The organism is Microbulbifer variabilis, assembly GCF_020524905.1.
GTDB classification, from domain to species: domain Bacteria; phylum Pseudomonadota; class Gammaproteobacteria; order Pseudomonadales; family Cellvibrionaceae; genus Microbulbifer; species Microbulbifer variabilis_A.
This window is the reverse complement of record NZ_JAIVKI010000016.1, coordinates 96,038-116,777: the sequence shown is the minus strand read 5'-3', so window position 1 is coordinate 116,777 and position 20,740 is coordinate 96,038. Positions and strand designations below refer to the sequence as shown.

Below are 20,740 nucleotides of genomic sequence, written 5' to 3'. Positions count from 1 at the left end.
AGCCCTTATCGCATGTATGAGGAAGCAACTTACCATCCTCAATACGATGGTAAAAAACAACACCTACTGGGATGAGAAAATGGTTTAAATATTTGACAAAGGGCCATAGTCACTTGTTATGCGATACTGCCATCTGGCAGGCTAATTTCAAGATGTTTATTGAACTCACTTGGAGATATTACGTTGGAGGTGATATCACTCAAGTCACCAATATTTAGCGTAAAACTACTTGATGGTGTTCTATTTATGTCAAGAACAATTCGGTATTCCCTTTGACGAGAGAAAAAGCTTCTCTTTTGATACCCATGTTTTTCAGCAGGGAAATTTCCGCTAAAATTTAGCTCATCAAAGTAGTCGACTAACCCCATACTTCCTTCAAGATTACGATCCTTGATTGCAGTACTACAACGGTTTATAAATTCTTGAGCATTTAACACTGCAACACAGTATGCTCCAAGACCATAACAAGATTCATGAATTTCTAGAATGCTTTTAAAGTCTCTTAGAGTCTGAGCTGAAATGGCTTCAAAGCCTCTGCTATTCAATGAGTAGATACAAAACGCATTCTTATCTAAAACTGACTTGCTATGTATTGCTATTGGCGCAGCAATATCTTCGCTTAAAATTTGATTGCCACCAACTTCAACCTTGACGTTAGTTGGCTGATACCAGGCAACGATACCTTCCATAGGGTCGCCCCTAAGCTCGCCAGAGCTATCCCTGTGCTCTTTGAATGCACTGACTGTTTGCATGAACAAATCGCCTTTTATGAAGGCTTCTGCATGCTCCTTTTCTGTAAATATTTTTACGAATGCATAAATCATCCACGAAGTCTCTTCAACGCATAACGCCCCACATAAACGGCGCGAGGTACGAGCGTCCGGCGACCGTAGGGAGCGAATTTGATGTGATTGTTATATGCCATGCCGCAATTTCTCCAAACACTTTTTAAGTAGATTTGCAGAGTGCGTGAAATTGTCGAATTGCTCTTGGAGCCCATATGCCCACTTTAGCCCATGAAAGAAATTGTTTCTGAAACGGTAAACTATTGTCAGGCACGCTATCAGCTGGGCCTTAATGTCTATGTTCTCTCCAAGCAAAACCAATCTTACGTGTTCGGGATTATCCTTATTTCGCAGGTGAAGATGTTCGAAACGGTAGTTAGTATTTCCGTCTTCGATATACCGGTCTTGGAAGTAAACCAATTGCTCTTGGAACCAATCAACCTCGAAAGCTTGAGGCCCAAGCTGCTCTACTACCTCAGCGATCTTTCTTACAGAGGCGTTGTTCTCTAGCACTTGAGCTTCGAACAATGTCCACAGTAACGTAAACCGCAGCAGCGCTTCATGCTCCGCCTGTGAAAGATTAGCCACCCCAGGTGCGATCATTTCTATATCAGCTAACTGAACCACGGAAGCTCCTCTGGCATATAACGCCCGCTTAACAGGCAAATACTGGTTGGCTAAAATCCGAAGCGCAGCGTAGGAGCCAACCAGTATTTGTCCTTGTTGAAGCGCTTGTTATATTTGTAAACAAACTTACAACGATTGAATTAAGTTTGTGAACCAATCGAATGTAAAAACGGTTGTATAAATTTTCAAACAAACTATCCCTATAAACAGAACTATTAACCCAGCTTTAACCTTACGGCTTTTTACATTGTTCCAGAATGAAATCTTTGAGTTGATCTCACTTTTAACTTTTTCAAGTCCTTCTTTCACACACCATTTCCCTGTATTGATAAAAGTTGAATACTGAACAAAAATATAACGCCCAAAGCAACCGCGCAGTTTACTGCGTCGGTTGCCTTTGCTTGTTATGCTTTTATTACTTGAATTCATTTTGCAGCCAGCTCATTTGCCTTTTAAATTGACTTGCATAGTTAGGAAATTCTTGACTGCTTAGACTGTCAAAGTTTTGTAACCATTCAAAAGCAAGCTCTAGTTCGCCAGCGTATCGAAGGCTTACGTAATCAGAGACTTGTCTCAGAAACTCCTGAGCTTTAACCGAATCACTTTCCCCTGCTTCAGAAATTACAGGCATTATTAGATTGAATGCAAAATCTAAAGCTTCTTCTATTGAGGATGTGGCTATATCGCTCATTCTTCCCTCTGAGGAGCATAACGCTGCCAGCACAGGCGGCCAACTTGTTGGCCGTCCTGCCAGCATGAAATGCTGGCGAAGTGCCTGGCCTTGTTAAATTTTACTCGTGCCATACTTGATAAATTTGCTTATTGTGTCACTAAAATACGATGGACTAATTTCACCAGTGAAGACAACCCCTTTATTGTCATAGTGCTCGATAGAAGCGTATATAGATTTTCCTAGGGGGACAATGAAGCATGCGACATTGTCTGTATTAGGGCCCCAATTTAAAATCTGTTGATTTGGGTAGATTAGATCATCTTCGATATCGAAATACTCAGAACTGGGATCTCTGGTGCTCAAAATAAAATTGTGGGCCTCTTCGGGTGACATATTATGAAAGTACTTAGAAAATCGGTGTAAGTCACGCTTCTCAATTAAATCATCCTCGGCTTGATAGAGGACAGATTTAAGATAAGCAATATTATCTATCCTGGTAACATGCTGACCAAGAAGCCACATATCAAATTCATAAAGATCAAGAGACCCTTCGACACATTCTCCTATCTTAATTCCGATAATATCCCTACTTCCGATATCCACACTTACTCTCTAAGAAATTTAACGCTTTGCTAAAAGGCAGCCGAAACGCAGTGCAGGCTGTCCGGTGGAGGGGGCATTCTTTTGCACCCGGAACGAATTTCAGCAACTTGTTATGTTTTCCTCAAGGCCTTCTTGAGCAGGTAGCTTATAGCCCAGGCTATGAGAAAAAATAAGATCAAAATTTCATGGCTGCCCGTATTATTTGCCCACTTCTGGGCACGAATTTTACTACCAAAAATACTTACGAAGATAAGTGGCGATGCGATGGTCATAAGAACAAACCCAATGGCAACTGCTGGTTCACTATCAGATCCCTCTCGATATAAAACTCCAGCTACTACAGCAATTAAAGCCGAGCCTAATAGAAATAAGAGAACCCTAGATAACAGTTCATCAAACTCCTCTCGCTTACGCCTACTACCCACTTCTCTCTCCAGAAACATAACGAAAATAGATATGCGGAACCGTTAAGGAAGTTGGCAGTACCTTTGCGTAAGCAAAGGGAATGACAACTTTTAGGTTTCCGCATCATCGGGTTGTTATTTGTTGCTCGTGGCATTGTGTACAAATCCACTACAAATATCTTTCTTGCTACTGTCTACCACGATTCGGAGAGAGAAATTAGCAGCACTAGGTTCGCGGCCTTGCTTCGAAGCGGCTGCGCCGTCCGCATAAACTTCGTTATGCGAGCGTCGCTGAAGCTTCGAAGCTTACACGAAGGTCGAACCGTTGACTATGGGCTTCCCCGCCAATACTGTTTTTTTATACAGCACTCCAGCAATCATCTGCTATGCTTAACTGAACCCTCGCAAAACTGGAGCGAGCGACCAATAACGCCTTGCTAAGGGGCAACCGAAACGTAGTGAAGGTTGTCCCGCGGAGGCCGCGCCTTTTGTGGCCGGAGTGTACTTGAGCAATTTGTTAGGCATTTTCTCTCCGATGGTTAGCCACTCCCCACAAACGTAGCACTATACCTATATATGCAATGGTCATGATGCTATGGATGATCGGCTTTTCCCAAAACGTACCAAGAATAATTGAAATAATTGGAATTGCAGCGAAAACCAATGCTATTACCTTTAAACCCAAAGGAGACATAAACTTAGATTTACCTTTGGGGCTTACAAACAACAACCGTAGCGAGAGATAAAATACCCACAGACTGCCAGCCAAAAATAGGCTACCTAAAGAAATGGTGAGCAATGTAGGTGGCACATTCGGTGCGACCGAAATTATTGCCGAGCCGATAACACATAAAAAAGTAAAAGGAGTAAAGACAATACCCAGCGGTACTGTCACCCATCTCGGAAATGGCTTTGGCTCAATCTCTTCGTATTCTTCCATGCTCTATAAGATGCCTAACGTTGCCAGCAAGGGCAGCCGAAGCGGAGCGTAGGCTGTCCAGCCCAGCCACCGGCTGGGCGATCTTGCCTGGCCTGGTTATAGTTGGCGCGCTCTGAACGACCTACTTTCTCTCTGCCAGCCAACTTTGGCTGGCCGCTGCCCAATATTTACGAGGAAAGAATACCGCACTTTCCCCAACCAATTCCTATCTTACTGGCACTCCACGAAATTGCTGCGGACCGCCTCTTTTTACAGCACCTGAGCGAACGCTCTAGGAGCGAAACTGCTTGAATAGCAATCAATAAAAATGCTCAATATTGGGCGCTATTTAGTGGTACTAAACCTTCAGTTAGTATGAAAAATCAATAAAACCGACCGCCACAATAACGCCGCGCTCAGCCGCAGCTTACTTGGTGCGCCTTTTGCGCGAAAATTGGGAGCGCAGCGACCGCGCAAAAGGTGCACAAAGTAAGATGTCGGCCTGCAGCGCTTTGTTATGCCTAGTTCTGGGGGGTTACCTGGACCTCAAATGGAACCCCACTTGAAGCTGTAAACTTAATACCCGCAGATTTATGAAACTCTGTAAGTAAAACCGGGCTAGCCACAAGTACAAACCCGGTAGACTCTTTGAATTCGTACACTTTCGTTTTTAAACGGATTTGATTCTCCGGCGTTTGCTCCGTGCTTAGCTCAATTTTTAGCATATTATTTATACGCATTTCGCTTTCAGCGCCTTCCTCATTAAGAAGCTGAATAGATGCCAGCTGTTCATTATTTGAGCTTGCATCTACTTTAAGCATAATTGGAGATGCCGTGGAGAAAGAGGCGTATAGAAGAGATGCGCCCCCAAGTACCAATATTGCAGCAATATAATTCTTGATTCGTTTTACGACAGAAAATTTTTCTGACTCTTTCACAAGGATATCTTCTGGCACTATTGAAAATGCAGAAGAAATTGATTTGACCGACTCCTGGGACGCATTACCACTTTTCTCGATTCGTTGTATCGTTCTTAAGCTAACCGATGCCACTTCAGCAAGCTGCTGCTGACTCCAGGCTCGCGACTTTCGCAGGCTGATAATCTTACTTGTATCTACTTGCACTTCCATTTCTCTGTCCTCTGAAAATTGAACTCAAATTTTCATCGGATCAGCCTTAATTAGTTACGTCATTCTTACGACATTAGTACGAAATTCATGCGACAGGCATAACATTTATATAGTAATCACAATGCCCTCTATTATCCTGATTACTATCCCAGGATCAATTTACCTATCCAACTCTTAATTTCATTTCAGAATCATAGGGTTAAATAAATTTGGTACGATCGCACAAACTGAAAAAATGATCACTCTGACCACTATCACAAATCTTGTGGGATCGGCAACCTATTGATTTTGAACATCTTTGTCCTTCAGATTATTTTCTTACGAAAATAACGGTCACAATGAACGAAACCCCAAAGCGATTTCAGTCACTGTTACAAAGTATCTATAGTGGGAAACTAGAACCATGCACCACATTCAAGGAAGTAAAATCCTCTTCCACCTACCGCCGTCAAGTTGCAGCCACATAGGGCCCCAGACGCTTCTGGATCACCTGCATTCTGTCGATTCAATACCCAGATCTTTTTCACTGCTTATCTAGGGTATTAACAACCTGCATAGGCTCCATCGCCCCAAAAATAGCGGGGCTGTGGGTCTATTAAAAACAGTTGTCACTTTATGGGGAATTTACTGAAAGGAAACCACCGCACCGGAAATGGCGCGGTGGCTGTACGCACTGGGGATAATGCGCGGGGTTTAGGTTTTTGTTCGCCTAGTCGTTTGCTTCCGGGCGCATATGCGGGAACAGTAGTACGTCGCGAATCGATGGGGAGTTGGTAAACAGCATTACCAGGCGGTCGATACCGATACCCTCACCAGCGGTGGGCGGCAGGCCGTATTCCAACGCGCGGATATAGTCGGCGTCGTAGTGCATGGCTTCGTCGTCACCGGCGTCTTTCTCTGCCACCTGCGCTTTAAAGCGTTCAGCTTGGTCTTCCGCGTCGTTCAACTCGGAGAAGCCATTGGCAATCTCACGGCCGCCAACGAAGAACTCAAAGCGGTCGGTAACAAACGGGTTGTTATCGTTGCGACGGGCCAACGGAGACACTTCGGTTGGGTATTCGGTGATAAAGGTCGGCTGGTCCAGGCGATGCTCTACGGTCTTCTCGAAGATCTCGATCTGCACCTTGCCCAGGCCCCAGTTATCTTTTAGTGGGATGTCCAGTTTCTCGGCAACAGCGCGAGCGGATTCGATGTTGTCGATATCGACCGTAGTCAGTTCCGGGTTGTAGTGCAGGATGGAGTCGAACACAGACAAACGCGCGAACGGCTTGGAGAAGTCGTAGCTGCTGTCCTGGTATTCCACAGTGGTGGAGCCCAGTACATCTTCACAGATGCCGCGCAGCATCTTCTCGGTGAGATCCATCAGGTCGTTGTAGTCCGCGTACGCTTGGTAGAACTCGAGCATGGTGAACTCGGGATTGTGGCGAGTGGACAAGCCTTCGTTGCGGAAGTTGCGGTTGATCTCGTAAACCCGCTCGAAACCACCCACGACCAGACGCTTCAGGTACAGCTCCGGGGCAATACGCAAGTACATATCGATATCCAGCGCATTGTGATGCGTAACAAACGGACGCGCGCTGGCGCCACCGGGAATTACCTGCAGCATGGGCGTTTCCACTTCCATAAACTGCTGGCCGTTGAGGAAGTTGCGGATGTACTCGATAACCTTGGAGCGCACGCGGAACACTTCGCGGGCCTCCGGCGTGGCGATCAGGTCCACGTAGCGCTGGCGATAGCGCATTTCCTGGTCTGCGATGCCGTGGAATTTTTCCGGCAGCGGGCGCAGCGCTTTGGTCAGTAGGCTGTACTCTTCACAATTTACGTAGAGGTCGCCCTTGCCGGATTTGTGCAATGTGCCTTTTACGCCGACGATATCGCCGATATCCCAGGCACCGAAGCGCTCTTTGATATCTTTCTGTGCCGCTTTATCAGCATAGAGCTGGATGCGGTCAGACACATCCTGGATCACCATGAAGGGTCCACGTTTAGCCAGGATTCGCCCCGCTACGCACGCCCGTTTACCCAGTTCTTCCAGCTCCTCTTTCTGTTTATCGCCGAACTCAGCTTGCAGGTCGGCAGCGAGGTTTTCGCGGCGAAAACTGTTGGGGAAAGCATTGCCCTTCTCGCGCAGAGCGGAAAGCTTGGTGCGGCGCTCGGCGATCAGTTTGTTTTCGTCTTGCTGGATATCAGTCATGGTGATCTATCAGTTTTGTGAGTGATATTACCCCTCGTCCCATTAGTGAGAGACGAGGGGCGCGGTGAGCGTGGAGACTTTAAATCAGAGGCCGGCTTTGAGGCTGGCTTCGATAAACTGGTCCAGGTCTCCATCCAGTACTGCCTGGCAGTTGCTGGTCTGGACACTGGTGCGCAGGTCCTTGATACGCTGGTCGTCCAACACGTAGGAGCGGATCTGGCTGCCCCAGCCGATGTCGGCCTTGCTGTCTTCCATGGCCTGCTTCTCTGCGTTGCGCTTGAGCATTTCCTGCTCGTACATTTTTGCGCGCAGCATTTTCCAGGCTTTATCGCGGTTCTGGTGCTGGGAGCGTTCGCTCTGGCACTGCACGACGATGCCGGATTCTGTGTGGGTCAAACGCACGGCAGAATCGGTTTTGTTCACGTGCTGACCACCGGCGCCGGAGGCGCGGTAGGTGTCTTCACGCACCTGGGATTTGTCGATTTCAATCTCGATATTGTCATCGATTTCCGGTGATACAAATACCGAGCTGAAAGAAGTGTGACGGCGATTGCCGGAATCAAACGGCGATTTGCGTACCAGGCGGTGTACGCCGGTTTCTGTGCGCAACCAGCCGAAAGCGTGGTCGCCGGCAAAATGTATGGTGGCACTCTTGATACCGGCCACTTCACCCGCGGAGACCTCTTCCAGGGTGGTCTTAAAGCCGTGGGCTTCACCCCAGCGCAGGTACATACGCAAAATCATTTCTGCCCAGTCCTGGGCCTCGGTGCCACCGGAGCCGGCCTGGATATCCAGATAGGCATTGTTCTCGTCGTTCTCACCGGAGAACATGCGGCGGAATTCCAGAATCCCCAACTGCTGCTGGAGACCTTCGATCTCAGTGGAGACCTCCCCTACGGAGTCCTCGTCATTTTCCTCGACCGCCATTTCCAGCAGTTCGCGGCAATCGGCGATGCCGGAGTCGAGATTTTCGATGGTAGTAACCACAGTTTCCAGGGAGGAGCGTTCGCGCCCCAGTTCCTGTGCGCGGTTAGGGTCGTCCCAAACGCTCGGCTCGGCCAGCTCCAGCTCTACTTCGGTTAGGCGTTCTTTCTTGCTGGCATAGTCAAAGATACCCCCTAAGAACGTCGGTGCGCTCTTCGAGGTCTTTCAATTGGTTGAGGAGGGGATTGATTTCCATGAACTCTCGGTGTCCGGACAAAATAAAAAGCGGCGCGCATTCTACCGCAGCGCGCGGGGGTCCTTCCAGTCGGCCAGATGCTGTAAATCAGGCAAAATTCCTATTTGCATGGTTGGCCGGATAACTGCTGCAAAATTGCGCAGTCTGGTGAGTCATCACCGGTACAACTGTCGATAAACGAATGCAGGGTTTCACGCATCGCCAACATATCGCGCAGCTGGGCTTCCAGCATGGAGAGCTTCTCATGCACCAGCTGCTTGGTTTCGCGGCTGTGTCGCTCGGGGTCATCCCGCAAGCCCAACAGAGTGCGCACCTCCTCAATGGAGAAGCCGCAGGCGCGGGCGCGCTGGATAAAACGCAAGGTCTCCAGGTCATCCTCGCTGTAATGGCGGTAGCCATTGGCTTTGCGCGCGGGAATCACCAAGCCGATCAATTCATAATGGCGTAGGGCCTTGTTACTAAGACCCGAATGCTGCGCCGCCTGAGAAATATTCACTGCCAACTCCCGACCTATTAATTACAGCTGATAGACCTTGTTCTTAGGCGCTGTTATCCCGGCACTGGGAAAATTGATACTGCATTTTTTCGGCGGGGTCGTAACCCAACTCCAGGGCGGCATCCAGGGCATCCATACTGATCAGGTGCAGTAAAATATCCCCAGTGGGCGCGCCACAGACAGCCGGAAACATTCGATCTGTGCGAACACCGCAGCGGGATTCCTGCACCATCAAACCGTTTTCCCGCAACTTGGCCAGGCTCTGCTGCAAGGTCATACCGCCCCCCTCACACTGCTTGCGGCCACTCTTGCGGTAGACCCAAACCAGTTCACCCGACCTAGCTGCGGGAGGATTGGCCGCCACCTCTGGCTGACTGGAGCCCGGGGTATTCTCTACCTGATTTTCCACTGCCTTTTCCTCCTTGGCTCCGCCGCAGGCCGCCATGGCAAGTAAAGTCAGCACCAGCAGAGCAGACAATTTTATTTTTATCATCAAACTTCCTCCATAATGCAATAGTTACCCGGCTTAAGACAGCGCCAACCAGGCTCCCACCAATAACATCAAAGTACCGGAAATACGGTTAATTAAACGCACATTTTCAGCGCGCTCCAGCAAACGGCTGAGGGCCTGACCACCCCCAGCGTAAATCAGTAAACACAGGGTTTCCAGCAACAATATGGTGGCGATCAACACCGAGAGTTGCGGTACCAAGGGCATGCTTTGGTTGATAAAGGGCGGCAACAGGGCGATAAAGAAGGCCCAACCCTTGGGGTTGGCAACGGCAGTGATAAAGCCTTGGACAATAAGCGCCTTTGCCGACGGACGGCCGCTCCTCTGTGCCTCATCAAGCGCCGTCAGGTGCCCCTGGGAACGCCACATTTGGATACCTATCCAAGCGAGATAGGCACCGCCGCAATATTTAAACAGCTGAAATATCGCAGGGTATTGCACCATCACGACCGCCGCGCCGAGCCCCGCAGCCAGGGCCACCAAGGCGACTCCCGCCAACTCGCCAACCATCATCCACAAGGTGTGGCGCACCCCCACTGTAATTCCCAGGCTGAGGGCCAGCAGCATGCACAGCCCCGGTGTTACCGAGACAAAAAAACTGGCGGGGACAAAGAGCGCGAGTACAGACAGTTCCATTGTATTTCCTAGTGATGGGTACCGTTATGGTTCCCATAATGACTTACCAGCATTCCGGCCAGCATCAAGCCACAACCAATCAGTTCGCGTGTGCTCAATAGCTCGTTGAGAAACAGCCAACCCGCCGCCAGGGCGAATACCGCCTCCAAGCTCATAATCACCGTGGCGTGGGAAGGCGCCGCGTGGCGCTGGGCCAGCAGCTGGAAGGTAAATGCCAGCGCGGTGGAGAAAATCATCATGTAGGCGATCGGCCAGGCCGCATCCACAGCAGACTGTATCGTTGCCTGCTCGGTGAAGAGCGATGCCAAGGCCGACAACAGACCACAGACTAGAAACTGGATACAGGCAAGGCGTAGCGCATCGTAGCGCTTCACCAGGCGATCCGCAGAGAGCACCTGAATGGCGAAGACAAAGGCGCTGGCAAATACCATCAGGTCGCCAACTAGCTGAGACTCTTCACTGAAATCCGCCAGCCAGTAAAGGCCAAATAAAGCCAGGCCAATACCGGCCCAAGTCCAACGATTGGTTTTATGCCCTAGGGACAAGCCGATGACCGGCACCAACAAGAGGTAAAACCCGGTGATAAAACCGGCGCGGCCGGCAGTAGTGTACAGTAGGCTGACCTGTTGCAGCGCCGCACCGAGAAACAGCCAAAAACCGAGTAGGGCCCCACCGGGAAAACAGGCTCTCCAGCGATGAATAACAGAGTGCCCATCCACTTCGCCGGGCTGGGCATCCCTGCGGGAGGACAGCCAGTAAACGATGGGTACCAGAATCAAGCCCCCGAGGAAAAATCGCCAGGCATTGAAGGCCAGTGGCTCAATATTCGCCATGGCAATTTTCTGGGGCACAAAAGCGACACCCCAGAATAACGCCGCCAGTAAAAGTAGGATTTCAGCCTGAACTTGTTTGCGTTTCACGTCTTCTACTTCCAACCACTTCCAAAAAAGACAGTTGCGAAGAAGCTCCATGCCCCTCGCGACTCTCGTAAAGACTCCCCTAGACCGCTTCCAACAGGTCCACCATTAACTGCAGGGATTCGCGCCCACGAAATTCGTTGACGTCCAATTTATAAGCTAAACGCACTTTCTCGGTAGGCTGCGGCCACTGGTCTGTGTCCACATTAAAAGCGATAGCGTCGAGGGCCAGCTGTGGCGCCTGCGGCGGAGCCACCACCATCTTCAAGTGACGCTCGCCGACAATACGCTGCTGCAGCAAGAGAAACTCCCCATCGAAGACCGGCTCGGGAAACGCCTGCCCCCAGGGTGCACAGGCGCGTAACATGGCTGCGGTTTGCAGGTTGTAGTCTGCAATATCTAGCTCACCATCGGAGTCGATCACCGCCTGTAATTGATTTTCATCCAAACGCTTGCGCACCACTCGCTCAAGCTCCGTTCGAAACGCATCGAGGTTTTCCGCTGGCAGGCTCAGCCCCGCCGCCATGGCATGACCACCAAATTTACTAATCAGAGTCGGGTTAGCCGCAGCCACATCGCTCAGGACATCGCGGATGTGCAAACCGGGTATGGAGCGCGCCGAGCCTTTGACCAAGCCGTTGTCTCCTTCGGCAAAGGCAATTACCGGGCGGTGGAATTTTTCCTTGATGCGGCTGGCGAGGATACCCACCACCCCCTGATGCCAGTTGGCATCGTAGAGGCACAGGCTCCAGGGAATCTCCCCCTCCAGCTGTAGCTCTTCCAACGCCGCCAGAGCTTCCCGCTGCATGCCCTGCTCTATAGCTTTGCGGTCCCGGTTGAGCATATCCAACTCCCCCGCCAGCTCACGAGCCTCACTGGGATCGCGGGTCAGGAGACAACGGATACCGGTGCCAATATCATCCAGGCGCCCGGCTGCATTGATACGCGGCCCCAGGATAAAACCAATATCGGTGGTGGAAAGCCTGCGCTGGTCCCGCCCGGCCACTTCTAGCAAGGCAGAGATACCAGGGCGGCAGCGACCGGAACGGATACGGGCGATACCCTGGTGCACCAGGATGCGGTTGTTGTGATCCAGCGGCACCAGGTCTGCCACGGTGCCGAGCGCCACCAAATCGAGATATTCGGCCATATTCGGCGGGGCAATACCGCTCTGCGCAAACCAGCCGCACTCCTGCAGGGCACTGCGCAGACGACTCAAAAGATAAAAGATAACTCCCACACCGGCGAGATTCTTACTGGGGAAATCACAGCTCGGCTGGTTCGGGTTCACAATGGCATCGGCATCCGGCAGCTCGCTGCCGGGTAAGTGGTGATCGGTTACGATTACTGTCATGCCTGCGGCCTTGGCCGCCGCCACCCCATCGATACTGCTGATGCCGTTATCCACGGTGATCAGCATATCCGGGGCGTAATCCTTGGCCACCTCTACGATTTCCGGGGTGAGGCCGTAACCAAAATCGAAACGGTTCGGCACCAGGAAGTCCACGCCCGGCGCACCCATGGCCCCCAGCGCCAGTACGGCGAGCGTGCTGCTGGTGGCACCATCGGCATCGAAGTCACCGACGATCAAGATCTTCTGCTGCGCCCGCACGGCCTCCACCAGCAGTGTCACCGCTGTATCAAGCCCGCGCATCAACTGAGGTTGTTGCAGCTTGGCGAGACTGTGGTCCAGGGCTTCCTCACTGACGATCCCGCGACCGAGCAACACTCTCTGCAAAATTTTTGGGGTTTCAGAAGCAAAACGGCCAGTGGAGAAATCCACTGGCCTTCGCTGAATTCTTGTACTCATTCTCTCTCAGCTTTTTTATCCGGCCGCCAAGTCCCTCGCTGCGAAGTCTGCGCCAGCTAGCGTCCTTCGGACAGCATGGTCGCCATATAGTCGTGCACCTGGGACAAGTCGTTGGGCAGTACCTTGAGTCGCTCTTCGCGTTGCCAGAGGTCCTGCATATGGGCCGGCAGGGGAATTTCGGTTTGTGGCAGCGCCTGCGCCACGGCATCGGGGAATTTTGCCGGGTGTGCGGTGGATAAGCAAACCATGGGCTGCTCGGCGGAGCGGCGCACCCTTCTCGCGGCCTCGACACCAATTGCGGTATGGGGATCGAGCAGATAGCCGGTCGCCAGGTACTGCTCGCGGATCACCTCAATAGTGCGCGCATCGTCGACCCTATAACTGGAAAATGTCTTTTGGGCTTGCAACAGGGCCACCTCGCTCAAGTGCATAGGTGCACTGCGATCTGCCAGTAACTCCGCCACCGCAGCTCCATCGCGGCCGTAAAGATCAAACAGCAGGCGCTCAAAATTGCTCGACACCATGATATCCATACTGGGCGACAGACTATGTACCAGCGGCTTGGGGGTGTGGTCGTTATCGCTGATGCAGCGGTGCAGGATATCGTTGGCATTGGTGGCGATCACCAATTGGTCGATAGGAAGACCCATCTGCTTCGCCAGATAACCGGCAAAAATATCGCCGAAGTTGCCGGTGGGCACGGAGAAATTCACGGTTTTTTCCGGCGCACCCAGGCGCAAGGCCGCGTAAAAGTAGTAGACGATCTGCGCCATAATGCGCGCCCAATTAATGGAGTTCACCGCCACCAAGCGGCGCCCGTCGGGCAAAAAAGACTGGTTGGCAAAGCTGGCCTTCACCATATTCTGGCAATCGTCGAAATTACCTTCCATGGCGATATTGAAAACATTATCCGACAGCACCGTGGTCATCTGCCGGCGCTGCACTTCTGAGACCCGATTGTGGGGGTGCAGAATAAAAATATCGATATTGTCACAGTGACGGCAGCCTTCAATCGCCGCCGAACCGGTATCCCCGGAAGTCGCCCCCATCACCACCACGCGCTCACCGCGCTTTTCCAGCAGGTGATCAAACAACTGACCGAGAAACTGCAGGGCAAAATCTTTAAAAGCCAGGGTCGGACCGTGGAATAGCTCCAGAATCCACTCGTTGGTATCAGTCTGCACCAAAGGCGCCACCGCCCTGTGACGAAACTGACTGTATGAGCGCCCGATAATATCGCGCAGTTCCCTCTCACTGAGATCCTCCCCCACAAACGGCCAGATAATTTCAAAGGCCAACTGCTGGTAATCCATACCTGCCATAGCCGCAATATCCTTTCTGGAGAAGTGCGGCAGTGACTCGGGCACATAGAGACCGCCATCGCTGGCTAGCCCGGTGAGGACGGTATCGGCAAAAGAGAGAGACGGCGCTCGGCCGCGGGTGCTGACAAATTTCACGATGTTATTTCGCTCTTGGATCTCGTGGGCAATAAAGAAAACTGGCGCCGATCCCTATGGAACGGCGCCATGTAACAAAGGGGGTAAGGATCAGCCGAGGCTCTCCACGCGAATGCGCACCACTTCCCCCTCGACTGTATCCAGGGCCTCAATTTGCGCGACCGCCTCGCGCAGGCTGGCCTCCTTGGCGCGACTGGTGAGAATCACCACAGGAACTAACTCTTCCCCATCCACCGGCTCGTGCTGAATAAGAGCCTCAATACTGATGCCCTGATCGCTGCAGATCGTTGCCACCTTGGACATAACTCCGGGCTTGTCATGGGCGGAAATACGCAGGTAATAGCTGGTGACCACGTCTTCCTCCGGCAACACCAGGGTATCGCCCTGCTCTGCCAAGGCCACTCCGGCAGCGGGCACCCGCTGATCCGGCTTGGCATCGAGGGTGCGCGCCACATCGACGATATCCGCAATCACTGCCGAGGCAGTAGCTTCGGCACCGGCGCCTGCGCCGTAATACAGGGTTGGTCCCACCGCATCGCCATTAACCAGCACCGCATTCATCACACCATTGACATTGGCGATCAGGCGCCGCTGGGGGATTAGGGTTGGGTGTACCCGCAGTTCCACCCCCTGCTCTGTACGACGTGCGATACCCAGATGTTTAATGCGATAGCCGAGTTCATCGGCATAGCGGATATCCTCAGGGCAAATACGACTGATTCCCTCGGTATACACCTTGTCAAAGGCGAGCGGGATAGTGAAAGCCAGCGAGGCCATAATCACCAGCTTGTGCGCGGCATCGATACCTTCCACATCGAAGGTCGGGTCCGCTTCGGCATATCCAAGCGCCTGTGCCTGAGCCAGGGCCTCATCAAAGCTGCGACCCTTCTCACGCATTTCTGTGAGGATATAGTTCCCAGTGCCATTAATAATGCCGGCGAGCCATTCGATGCGGTTGCCCACCAGGCCTTCGCGCAGGGATTTAATAATAGGGATGCCACCGGCCACAGCCGCTTCATACGCAATGGTGACCCCCTTTTGCGCGGCCAACTCAAACAGCTCATTGCCGTGCTCGGCGATCAGCGCCTTATTGGCAGTAACCACATGCTTGCCGTTTTCTATCGCTACCAGAACCAGCTCGCGAGCTACCGTAGTACCGCCAATTAATTCCACCAGAATATCGACATTGGGATTGTTGGCGACCTCAAAGATATCGCGGGTGACATTCAGCTGGCTGGTATCGCAATCGGGGTTGTCGCGACGGGCTCCGACTTGCTCAATCACCACCGCGCGGCCACAGCGCGCGGCCACCTCATCTCCATTGCGCGCCAAGACATTAATCGTTCCGCTTCCCACAGTGCCCAAACCGCAAACACCGATACGCACTGCACGCTGCGGCTCTACCGCAGACACCTGATCCGCCGCCTCTGCGACGTCTTCAATTGTTGCGCTCACAAGTTCCCTCCGCGCGTAGGCTCCCGACAATGCACCCCAAGCTAAAATGCTGCGCCAGGAGAAGACGCAATAAAAGCAAATAAAATTAACAAAAGATCGACAACCTTACCGAGCAGCAAGCAAAAAAGTCAATAAAATTGCGCCAGCCAGACCCTAGCCTATACAAAGGGACAAGCGAAACTTTTGTCACCCTGAAGATCCTCTTGAAATAGGAACCATCCTCAGTAGATGCTATAAGAGCATCTACTAGCATCAGGTACCAGCAACCTGCGAAATTGCATCCATCGCGCCTTTTCCAAAAAATGGGCGCACTGAAAAACGGACTCAGATAGCGGTCGAGTGATGAAAAAAACCCTTATCCTTTATACCGGCGGAACCCTGGGAATGCGCCGCAGCGAATCCGGCTATGTGCCCGACGCCGATCTCGAAGGTGCTCTGCAGCGCCTGCTGCAGGATATGATCGGCCAGCTGCCGAGCTACGACTTCCAGGCCCTCGACCCGCTCCTCGACAGCGCCAATATGCAGCCCCAGGACTGGTACCGCATCGCCTCCCTGATACGCGACAACTATAGCCACTACACGGGCTTTATTGTGCTGCACGGCACCGATACTATGGCTTACACCGCCTCCGCGCTGTCTTTCGCCCTGCAGGGACTGGCCAAACCCGTAGTGGTAACCGGCTCTCAAATTCCCTTGCGGGAAATGCGCAGCGACGCCTACAACAATTTGATTGCCGCCCTGCTGCTGAGCGGATCGGATAGTATCGGAGAGGTCTGTCTCTACTTTAATGGCAAGCTGTTGCGCGGCAACCGCGCAGTAAAAGTCAGTTCCGGTTCACTGGATGCCTTCGCCAGCCCCAACTACCCGAGCCTCGGCGAAGTGGGTATTCAGGTGCATATCGACCCCAATGCCTTATTGATGCACGGCAACACACCAAAATTTGAGATTCCCGAAAACGCCGATGGTAACGTTGTACTGGTAAAACTATTCCCCGGAATAACCCCACTGTTCCTCAGTAAAATTATTGAAGCCAGTCCGCGCGGCATAGTGATTGAAACCTACGGTACCGGCAACGCCCCCACTGACGACCAGGCATTTACCGCACAACTGACAAGGGCCGCAGAACTGGGAATTATTTGTGTGGCGGTTTCCCAGTGTCTGGAAAACCATGTGGATCTCGGCAAATATGCGGCAGGCTCGGCGCTGTTGCGCGCCGGAGTGATCGGTGGCCTGGATATGACCAGTGAAGCCTGCTATGCGAAATTAAATCATTTGCTGGCCATGAACTACACAAACAGCGAAGTAAAAAAATTGATGGAAACGCCTCTGTGCGGGGAGTGCACCCCCCAGTAACATCAAACGGAATTTATTATGCAAAGCGCAGGGAAACCCTGCGCCAGAAAAATCACGGCAAATAAAAAACTGGACCACTCCATATGGATTGCCAAATGTGGTCAAGCTTTAGTTTCGAATGGAATTCCTGGGCACTGGAACCAGAAACAGATACTCCTTGATGAGCAATAATTTTTCGCAAAACTTGCGCCTGCTGTGCAGCTTCTATCGCTCCATCGCCGAGGTGTGCCGGCGCATAGGTGTAAACAGGGCGCAATTTAACAAATACCTAAACGGCAACACCCAACCCTCACAGTACACGCTCAATAAGATCTGCCACTTCTTCGGCGTTGAGCCCCATGAAATCCTGATGCCACCGGAACAGTTTGAGCAGATTGTTCGGGTACGCAGCACCCCTACTACGGTGGAACCCTCACGCCCTTATACCCAGGATATCGATCTTTTAATGCGGGAGTCCCAGGGCCGTGCAGATAAATACCTGGGTTTTTACTTTGAGTACCACTACTCGATGACGTTTCCCGATCATATTATTCGCAGCCTGCTGCATGTCGAGTCGGATGGCGAAGGGTATTATTTCCAACGCTTCGAGCGTATGCGTTATCCGGACAGGGAGGAATGGTACAAGTCCCGCTATAAGGGCATGCTGTTTTTTCTTTCCGAGCGCATTTTTCTTATTGGCTACGAGGCGCTGACGCGCAACGAAATCGCCCAGACGATTCTCTACCCCACTTACAAAAGCCGTGTGAGCTATTTATCCGGCCTTAAATTGGGCGCCTCCGCCAGCGACCGGCGCGAGCCGGTGTGCACAAAAGTTTTACTGGAATCTCTCGGACGTAATATCAGTATCAAAAATGCGTTAAAGCTGTGCGGTGTATTCGGCCCGGATTCCGATGAGATCAATCGCAGCATACGCGAGAATATCCGGGCTTCTAACACAGAAGGCCCACAGAGTTTTTTTGCCACCCCACTTTAAAATAACTCCCTATAAAGGCCCCCACTAAGAGGCCTAAATGAAAACAGCCACGCGCACCCCGAAGTTCAGGTCAATCCTGGCTATTAGTGCGCTTGGCTCTATGCAGATGAAGAGAAAGCAAAAATATCATGACAAATGATTTCCACACCCTAAAACCCATGCCTGTATTCACTGCCAGTAGTGAATTTCGCATTGAAAAAGACCTGCTCGGGGAGCGTGAAGTGCCAGCGGATGTCTATTTTGGCATTCAAACCCTGCGTGCTCTGGAAAATTTCCAGATCACCGGCATTACCCTTAACCATTTCCCCAATTTGGTTAAGGCACTGGCCATGGTCAAAAAGGCTGCGGCACGAGCCAACCGAGAACTCGGCTACCTAGAGGAAAAGCTGGAAACAGCAATAACCGAGGCTTGTGCTGAAATTATCAATGGCAAATTGCACGATCAATTCCTGGTGGACATGATCCAGGGCGGCGCTGGCACCTCCACCAACATGAATGCCAACGAGGTAATTGCCAACCGCGCCTTGGAGTTGCTGGGCCACAGCAAAGGGGAATACAAGAAGGTCCACCCCAACAACCATGTAAACCTGTCGCAATCCACCAACGATGTGTATCCCACTTCTATCAACTTGGCCGTGCTCCTTAGCTACAACGATTTGGTGCAATCCATGGAGGGGCTATGCATTGAGTTTGATGGCAAAGCCAGAGAGTTTGCCCACGTGATCAAAATGGGGCGCACCCAATTGCAGGATGCCGTACCTATGACTCTTGGGCAGGAATTTGCCGCATTTGCCGCTACGATTCGCGAGGATGTCGCCCGGGTTAAGGAGCTGGTTGCCCTGTTTAATGAAATTAATATGGGGGGCACGGCAATTGGTACTGGAATCAATACCGATCCTCAATACCGCCAGCTGGTGGTAACAGCCCTTTCGGAAATTTCCGGTATCGATTTTGTCTGCGCGGAAAACCTGGTGGAAGCCACCTCCGATATGGGTGCCTTCGTCATGTTCTCCGGAGTGATGAAACGCATCGCGGTGAAAATCTCAAAGATCTGTAGTGACCTGCGTCTCCTCTCCAGCGGCCCCCGCGCGGGCCTCAACGAGATCAACCTGCCTCCAATGCAGCCGGGCTCCTCTATTATGCCCGGCAAAGTGAATCCGGTAATTCCCGAAGTGGTAAACCAGGTGGCCTACCAGGTGATCGGCAACGATCTGACGATCACCTTGGCGGCCGAATCAGGCCAGCTACAGCTGAACGTAATGGAGCCAGTCATCGCCTTCAACCTGTTGCAATCCATGCGCCTGATGACTCAGGCTATGCACACCCTGGCCCAGCGCTGCGTCAACGGTATCAGTGCGAACGAGGAACACTGCCGGCAGATGGTGGAAAACAGCATTGGCCTGATTACCGCGGTAAATCCATTTATCGGCTACGAAAATGCCACTCGTATCGCCCAGCAGGCATTGATGACCGGCGCGAGCGTCAAGCAGTTGATACTGGAGGAGGGGCTGCTGAGTGAGGAAGAGTTAAGCGATATTCTCGCCCCGGAGAATATGACCCAGCCACGCAAGGTGACACTGAAAAACCTGGCCTAAATAAAAATAGCGGCCGTCACAAAACGGCCGCTATTTTTCAGAATAATTAGATTCCCAACTCTTTAACCAGAGTGGCGGGGGGCAGATAGCCGGGTACGACTCTGCCGTCCTCCATCACAATCGTAGGCGTACCGCGCACATCGATCACCTCGTTACCCAATTTATATTGAGCGGCAACCGGGTTGTTATCACAGACATTCAAAGGCACGTTTTCACGATTCTTTAAAGCCGTCAGGGTTTTGTTGCTGTCCTCAGCGCACCAAGCAGTCACTAGCTTGCGATAGCTCAATGATTGCAGCCCTGCTCGTGGGAATGCCAGGTATCTTACTTCGATCCCGCGCTTGTTCAGTTCGGGAACATCCTGATGTAACTTCCGACAGTAGCCGCAGTCCACATCGGTAAAGACATAGATGCGCGCCTTAGTTTCACCTTTGGGCGAAAAGACGATCATATCGTCGATGTTCTGGGTTTCCATCACCTTGGCCCGGCGAGTTGCACGGCGCCCTTCCGAGAGGTTGGCAAAGCCGCCACCGCTCTTCACCTGAAACAGGTCTCCCAGAATAAAGTGGTTGCCATCGGCTGAGACGAATAGGGTGCTACTGCCGCCATCCAGCTCTACCTCGTAGAGCCCTTCGATGGGGGTCTCGCGCACGTCGCCATACTTGGGCTTTGGGTTACTTGCCTCTAAGCGGGCCTTAATCGTCTTCGCAACATTCGCGTCGACCTCTGCAAGGGCCGCTGGGCCAAGCAGACCGAGCAGCACTCCAGCGAGCGCCAGCGGCTTCTTGATAAGCATCATTACCGATTGCTCCTTTAATTCTCAATGAGGTTCGACTCAAACGTCGGCCTTCAGTTCCAGCCAGTATGGCAGCTACATGCCGTATCAGGCCCATATGGCGCGTTTTAACATATTCAGGCATCCGGCACTACGTGCAAAATTCCAAGTTGTGCGCTGATCTCGAAGATATGGCAGAGATACATCGCGGCAAGCTGCCGCCTTAATGGAGAAGTCAGTGACCAGG

Annotated in this window: 20 protein-coding genes; 3 read left to right on the top strand and 17 right to left on the bottom strand. The window is 51.8% G+C overall.

Going from position 1 to position 20,740, the window contains the following annotated elements:
• Positions 1–116: 116 nt before the first annotated feature.
• From LC073_RS16680 to LC073_RS16605, 16 genes are all read right to left on the bottom strand, one after another.
• Entirely contained in the window at positions 117–824 is a 708-nt protein-coding gene (locus LC073_RS16680; protein ID WP_226648450.1) for a hypothetical protein, read from the bottom strand.
• Between the two features lie 90 nt (positions 825–914).
• Entirely contained in the window at positions 915–1,412 is a 498-nt protein-coding gene (locus tag LC073_RS16675; protein ID WP_226648449.1) for a hypothetical protein, read from the bottom strand.
• Between the two features lie 415 nt (positions 1,413–1,827).
• Positions 1,828–2,103, bottom strand: a complete 276-nt coding sequence (locus LC073_RS16670) for a hypothetical protein (protein WP_226648448.1) — start codon at positions 2,101–2,103, stop codon at positions 1,828–1,830.
• Positions 2,104–2,196: 93 nt separating this feature from the next.
• Positions 2,197–2,688 (bottom strand): hypothetical protein, encoded by a 492-nt coding sequence (locus LC073_RS16665; protein ID WP_226648447.1) that lies wholly within the window; start codon positions 2,686–2,688, stop codon positions 2,197–2,199.
• A gap of 110 nt (positions 2,689–2,798) precedes the next feature.
• A complete protein-coding gene (locus LC073_RS16660) occupies positions 2,799–3,113 on the bottom strand; it encodes a hypothetical protein (RefSeq protein ID WP_226648446.1) in 315 nt (104 codons plus the stop codon).
• Positions 3,114–3,609: 496 nt separating this feature from the next.
• Positions 3,610–4,032 carry a hypothetical protein gene (locus LC073_RS16655; protein WP_226648445.1) on the bottom strand — a complete coding sequence of 141 codons (423 nt, stop codon included), beginning with the start codon at positions 4,030–4,032 and terminating at the stop codon, positions 3,610–3,612.
• 500 nt (positions 4,033–4,532) lie between these two features.
• A complete protein-coding gene (locus LC073_RS16650) occupies positions 4,533–5,141 on the bottom strand; it encodes a helix-turn-helix transcriptional regulator (protein ID WP_226648444.1) in 609 nt (202 codons plus the stop codon).
• 709 nt (positions 5,142–5,850) lie between these two features.
• Positions 5,851–7,335, bottom strand: coding sequence for a lysine--tRNA ligase (gene lysS / locus LC073_RS16645; RefSeq protein WP_226648443.1), 1,485 nt, complete (start codon positions 7,333–7,335; stop codon positions 5,851–5,853).
• 84 nt (positions 7,336–7,419) lie between these two features.
• Positions 7,420–8,515 (bottom strand): peptide chain release factor 2 gene (gene prfB, locus LC073_RS16640; protein ID WP_226648442.1). Its coding sequence is split into 2 segments (ribosomal slippage): positions 7,420–8,442 and positions 8,444–8,515, totalling 1,095 coding nucleotides; the frame shifts between segments, so codons are not numbered across the junction.
• A 100-nt stretch (positions 8,516–8,615) separates the two neighbouring features.
• On the bottom strand, positions 8,616–9,011 hold the full coding sequence (locus LC073_RS16635; RefSeq protein WP_226648441.1) for a MerR family DNA-binding protein: 396 nt from the start codon (positions 9,009–9,011) through the stop codon (positions 8,616–8,618).
• 43 nt (positions 9,012–9,054) lie between these two features.
• Entirely contained in the window at positions 9,055–9,504 is a 450-nt protein-coding gene (locus tag LC073_RS16630) for a hypothetical protein (protein WP_226648440.1), read from the bottom strand.
• 33 nt (positions 9,505–9,537) lie between these two features.
• Complete coding sequence (locus tag LC073_RS16625; RefSeq protein WP_226648439.1) at positions 9,538–10,158, bottom strand: LysE family translocator; 621 nt, start codon at positions 10,156–10,158, stop codon at positions 9,538–9,540.
• Between the two features lie 8 nt (positions 10,159–10,166).
• Complete coding sequence (locus LC073_RS16620) at positions 10,167–11,078, bottom strand: DMT family transporter (protein ID WP_226648438.1); 912 nt, start codon at positions 11,076–11,078, stop codon at positions 10,167–10,169.
• A gap of 79 nt (positions 11,079–11,157) precedes the next feature.
• Positions 11,158–12,885: a single-stranded-DNA-specific exonuclease RecJ gene (gene recJ, locus LC073_RS16615; protein ID WP_226648437.1), complete on the bottom strand. Its 1,728-nt coding sequence runs from the start codon at positions 12,883–12,885 to the stop codon at positions 11,158–11,160.
• Between the two features lie 56 nt (positions 12,886–12,941).
• Positions 12,942–14,342: a threonine synthase gene (thrC, locus tag LC073_RS16610; protein ID WP_226648436.1), complete on the bottom strand. Its 1,401-nt coding sequence runs from the start codon at positions 14,340–14,342 to the stop codon at positions 12,942–12,944.
• 90 nt (positions 14,343–14,432) lie between these two features.
• Positions 14,433–15,755, bottom strand: a complete 1,323-nt coding sequence (locus LC073_RS16605; RefSeq protein WP_226648454.1) for a homoserine dehydrogenase — start codon at positions 15,753–15,755, stop codon at positions 14,433–14,435.
• Between the two features lie 384 nt (positions 15,756–16,139).
• Between LC073_RS16605 and LC073_RS16600 the strand changes: the two genes are divergently transcribed.
• The 3 genes from LC073_RS16600 (at position 16,140) to aspA (ending at position 19,718) form a co-directional block, all read left to right on the top strand.
• Positions 16,140–17,150, top strand: coding sequence for an asparaginase (locus tag LC073_RS16600; RefSeq protein WP_226648435.1), 1,011 nt, complete (start codon positions 16,140–16,142; stop codon positions 17,148–17,150).
• A 160-nt stretch (positions 17,151–17,310) separates the two neighbouring features.
• On the top strand, positions 17,311–18,123 hold the full coding sequence (locus LC073_RS16595) for a helix-turn-helix transcriptional regulator (RefSeq protein WP_226648434.1): 813 nt from the start codon (positions 17,311–17,313) through the stop codon (positions 18,121–18,123).
• A gap of 128 nt (positions 18,124–18,251) precedes the next feature.
• Entirely contained in the window at positions 18,252–19,718 is a 1,467-nt protein-coding gene (aspA, locus tag LC073_RS16590) for an aspartate ammonia-lyase (protein ID WP_226648433.1), read from the top strand.
• A gap of 46 nt (positions 19,719–19,764) precedes the next feature.
• On the opposite strand, the gene LC073_RS16585 is transcribed toward aspA, so the two are convergent.
• Positions 19,765–20,517, bottom strand: a complete 753-nt coding sequence (locus tag LC073_RS16585) for a DsbC family protein (protein ID WP_226648432.1) — start codon at positions 20,515–20,517, stop codon at positions 19,765–19,767.
• Between the last annotated feature and the right edge of the window lie 223 nt (positions 20,518–20,740).

Bases quoted from the DNA above. Each gene is read 5' to 3' on its own strand.
- LC073_RS16680 (WP_226648450.1), bottom strand. From the start codon at position 824: ATGATTTATGCATTCGTAAAAATATTTACAGAAAAGGAGCATGCAGAA.
- LC073_RS16670 (WP_226648448.1), bottom strand. From the start codon at position 2,103: ATGAGCGATATAGCCACATCCTCAATAGAAGAAGCTTTAGATTTTGCA.
- LC073_RS16655 (WP_226648445.1), bottom strand. From the start codon at position 4,032: ATGGAAGAATACGAAGAGATTGAGCCAAAGCCATTTCCGAGATGGGTG.
- LC073_RS16650 (WP_226648444.1), bottom strand. From the start codon at position 5,141: ATGGAAGTGCAAGTAGATACAAGTAAGATTATCAGCCTGCGAAAGTCG.
- lysS (WP_226648443.1), bottom strand. From the start codon at position 7,335: ATGACTGATATCCAGCAAGACGAAAACAAACTGATCGCCGAGCGCCGC.
- LC073_RS16630 (WP_226648440.1), bottom strand. From the start codon at position 9,504: ATGATAAAAATAAAATTGTCTGCTCTGCTGGTGCTGACTTTACTTGCC.
- LC073_RS16625 (WP_226648439.1), bottom strand. From the start codon at position 10,158: ATGGAACTGTCTGTACTCGCGCTCTTTGTCCCCGCCAGTTTTTTTGTC.
- recJ (WP_226648437.1), bottom strand. From the start codon at position 12,885: ATGAGTACAAGAATTCAGCGAAGGCCAGTGGATTTCTCCACTGGCCGT.
- LC073_RS16600 (WP_226648435.1), top strand. From the start codon at position 16,140: ATGAAAAAAACCCTTATCCTTTATACCGGCGGAACCCTGGGAATGCGC.
- LC073_RS16595 (WP_226648434.1), top strand. From the start codon at position 17,311: ATGAGCAATAATTTTTCGCAAAACTTGCGCCTGCTGTGCAGCTTCTAT.
- aspA (WP_226648433.1), top strand. From the start codon at position 18,252: ATGACAAATGATTTCCACACCCTAAAACCCATGCCTGTATTCACTGCC.
- LC073_RS16585 (WP_226648432.1), bottom strand. From the start codon at position 20,517: ATGATGCTTATCAAGAAGCCGCTGGCGCTCGCTGGAGTGCTGCTCGGT.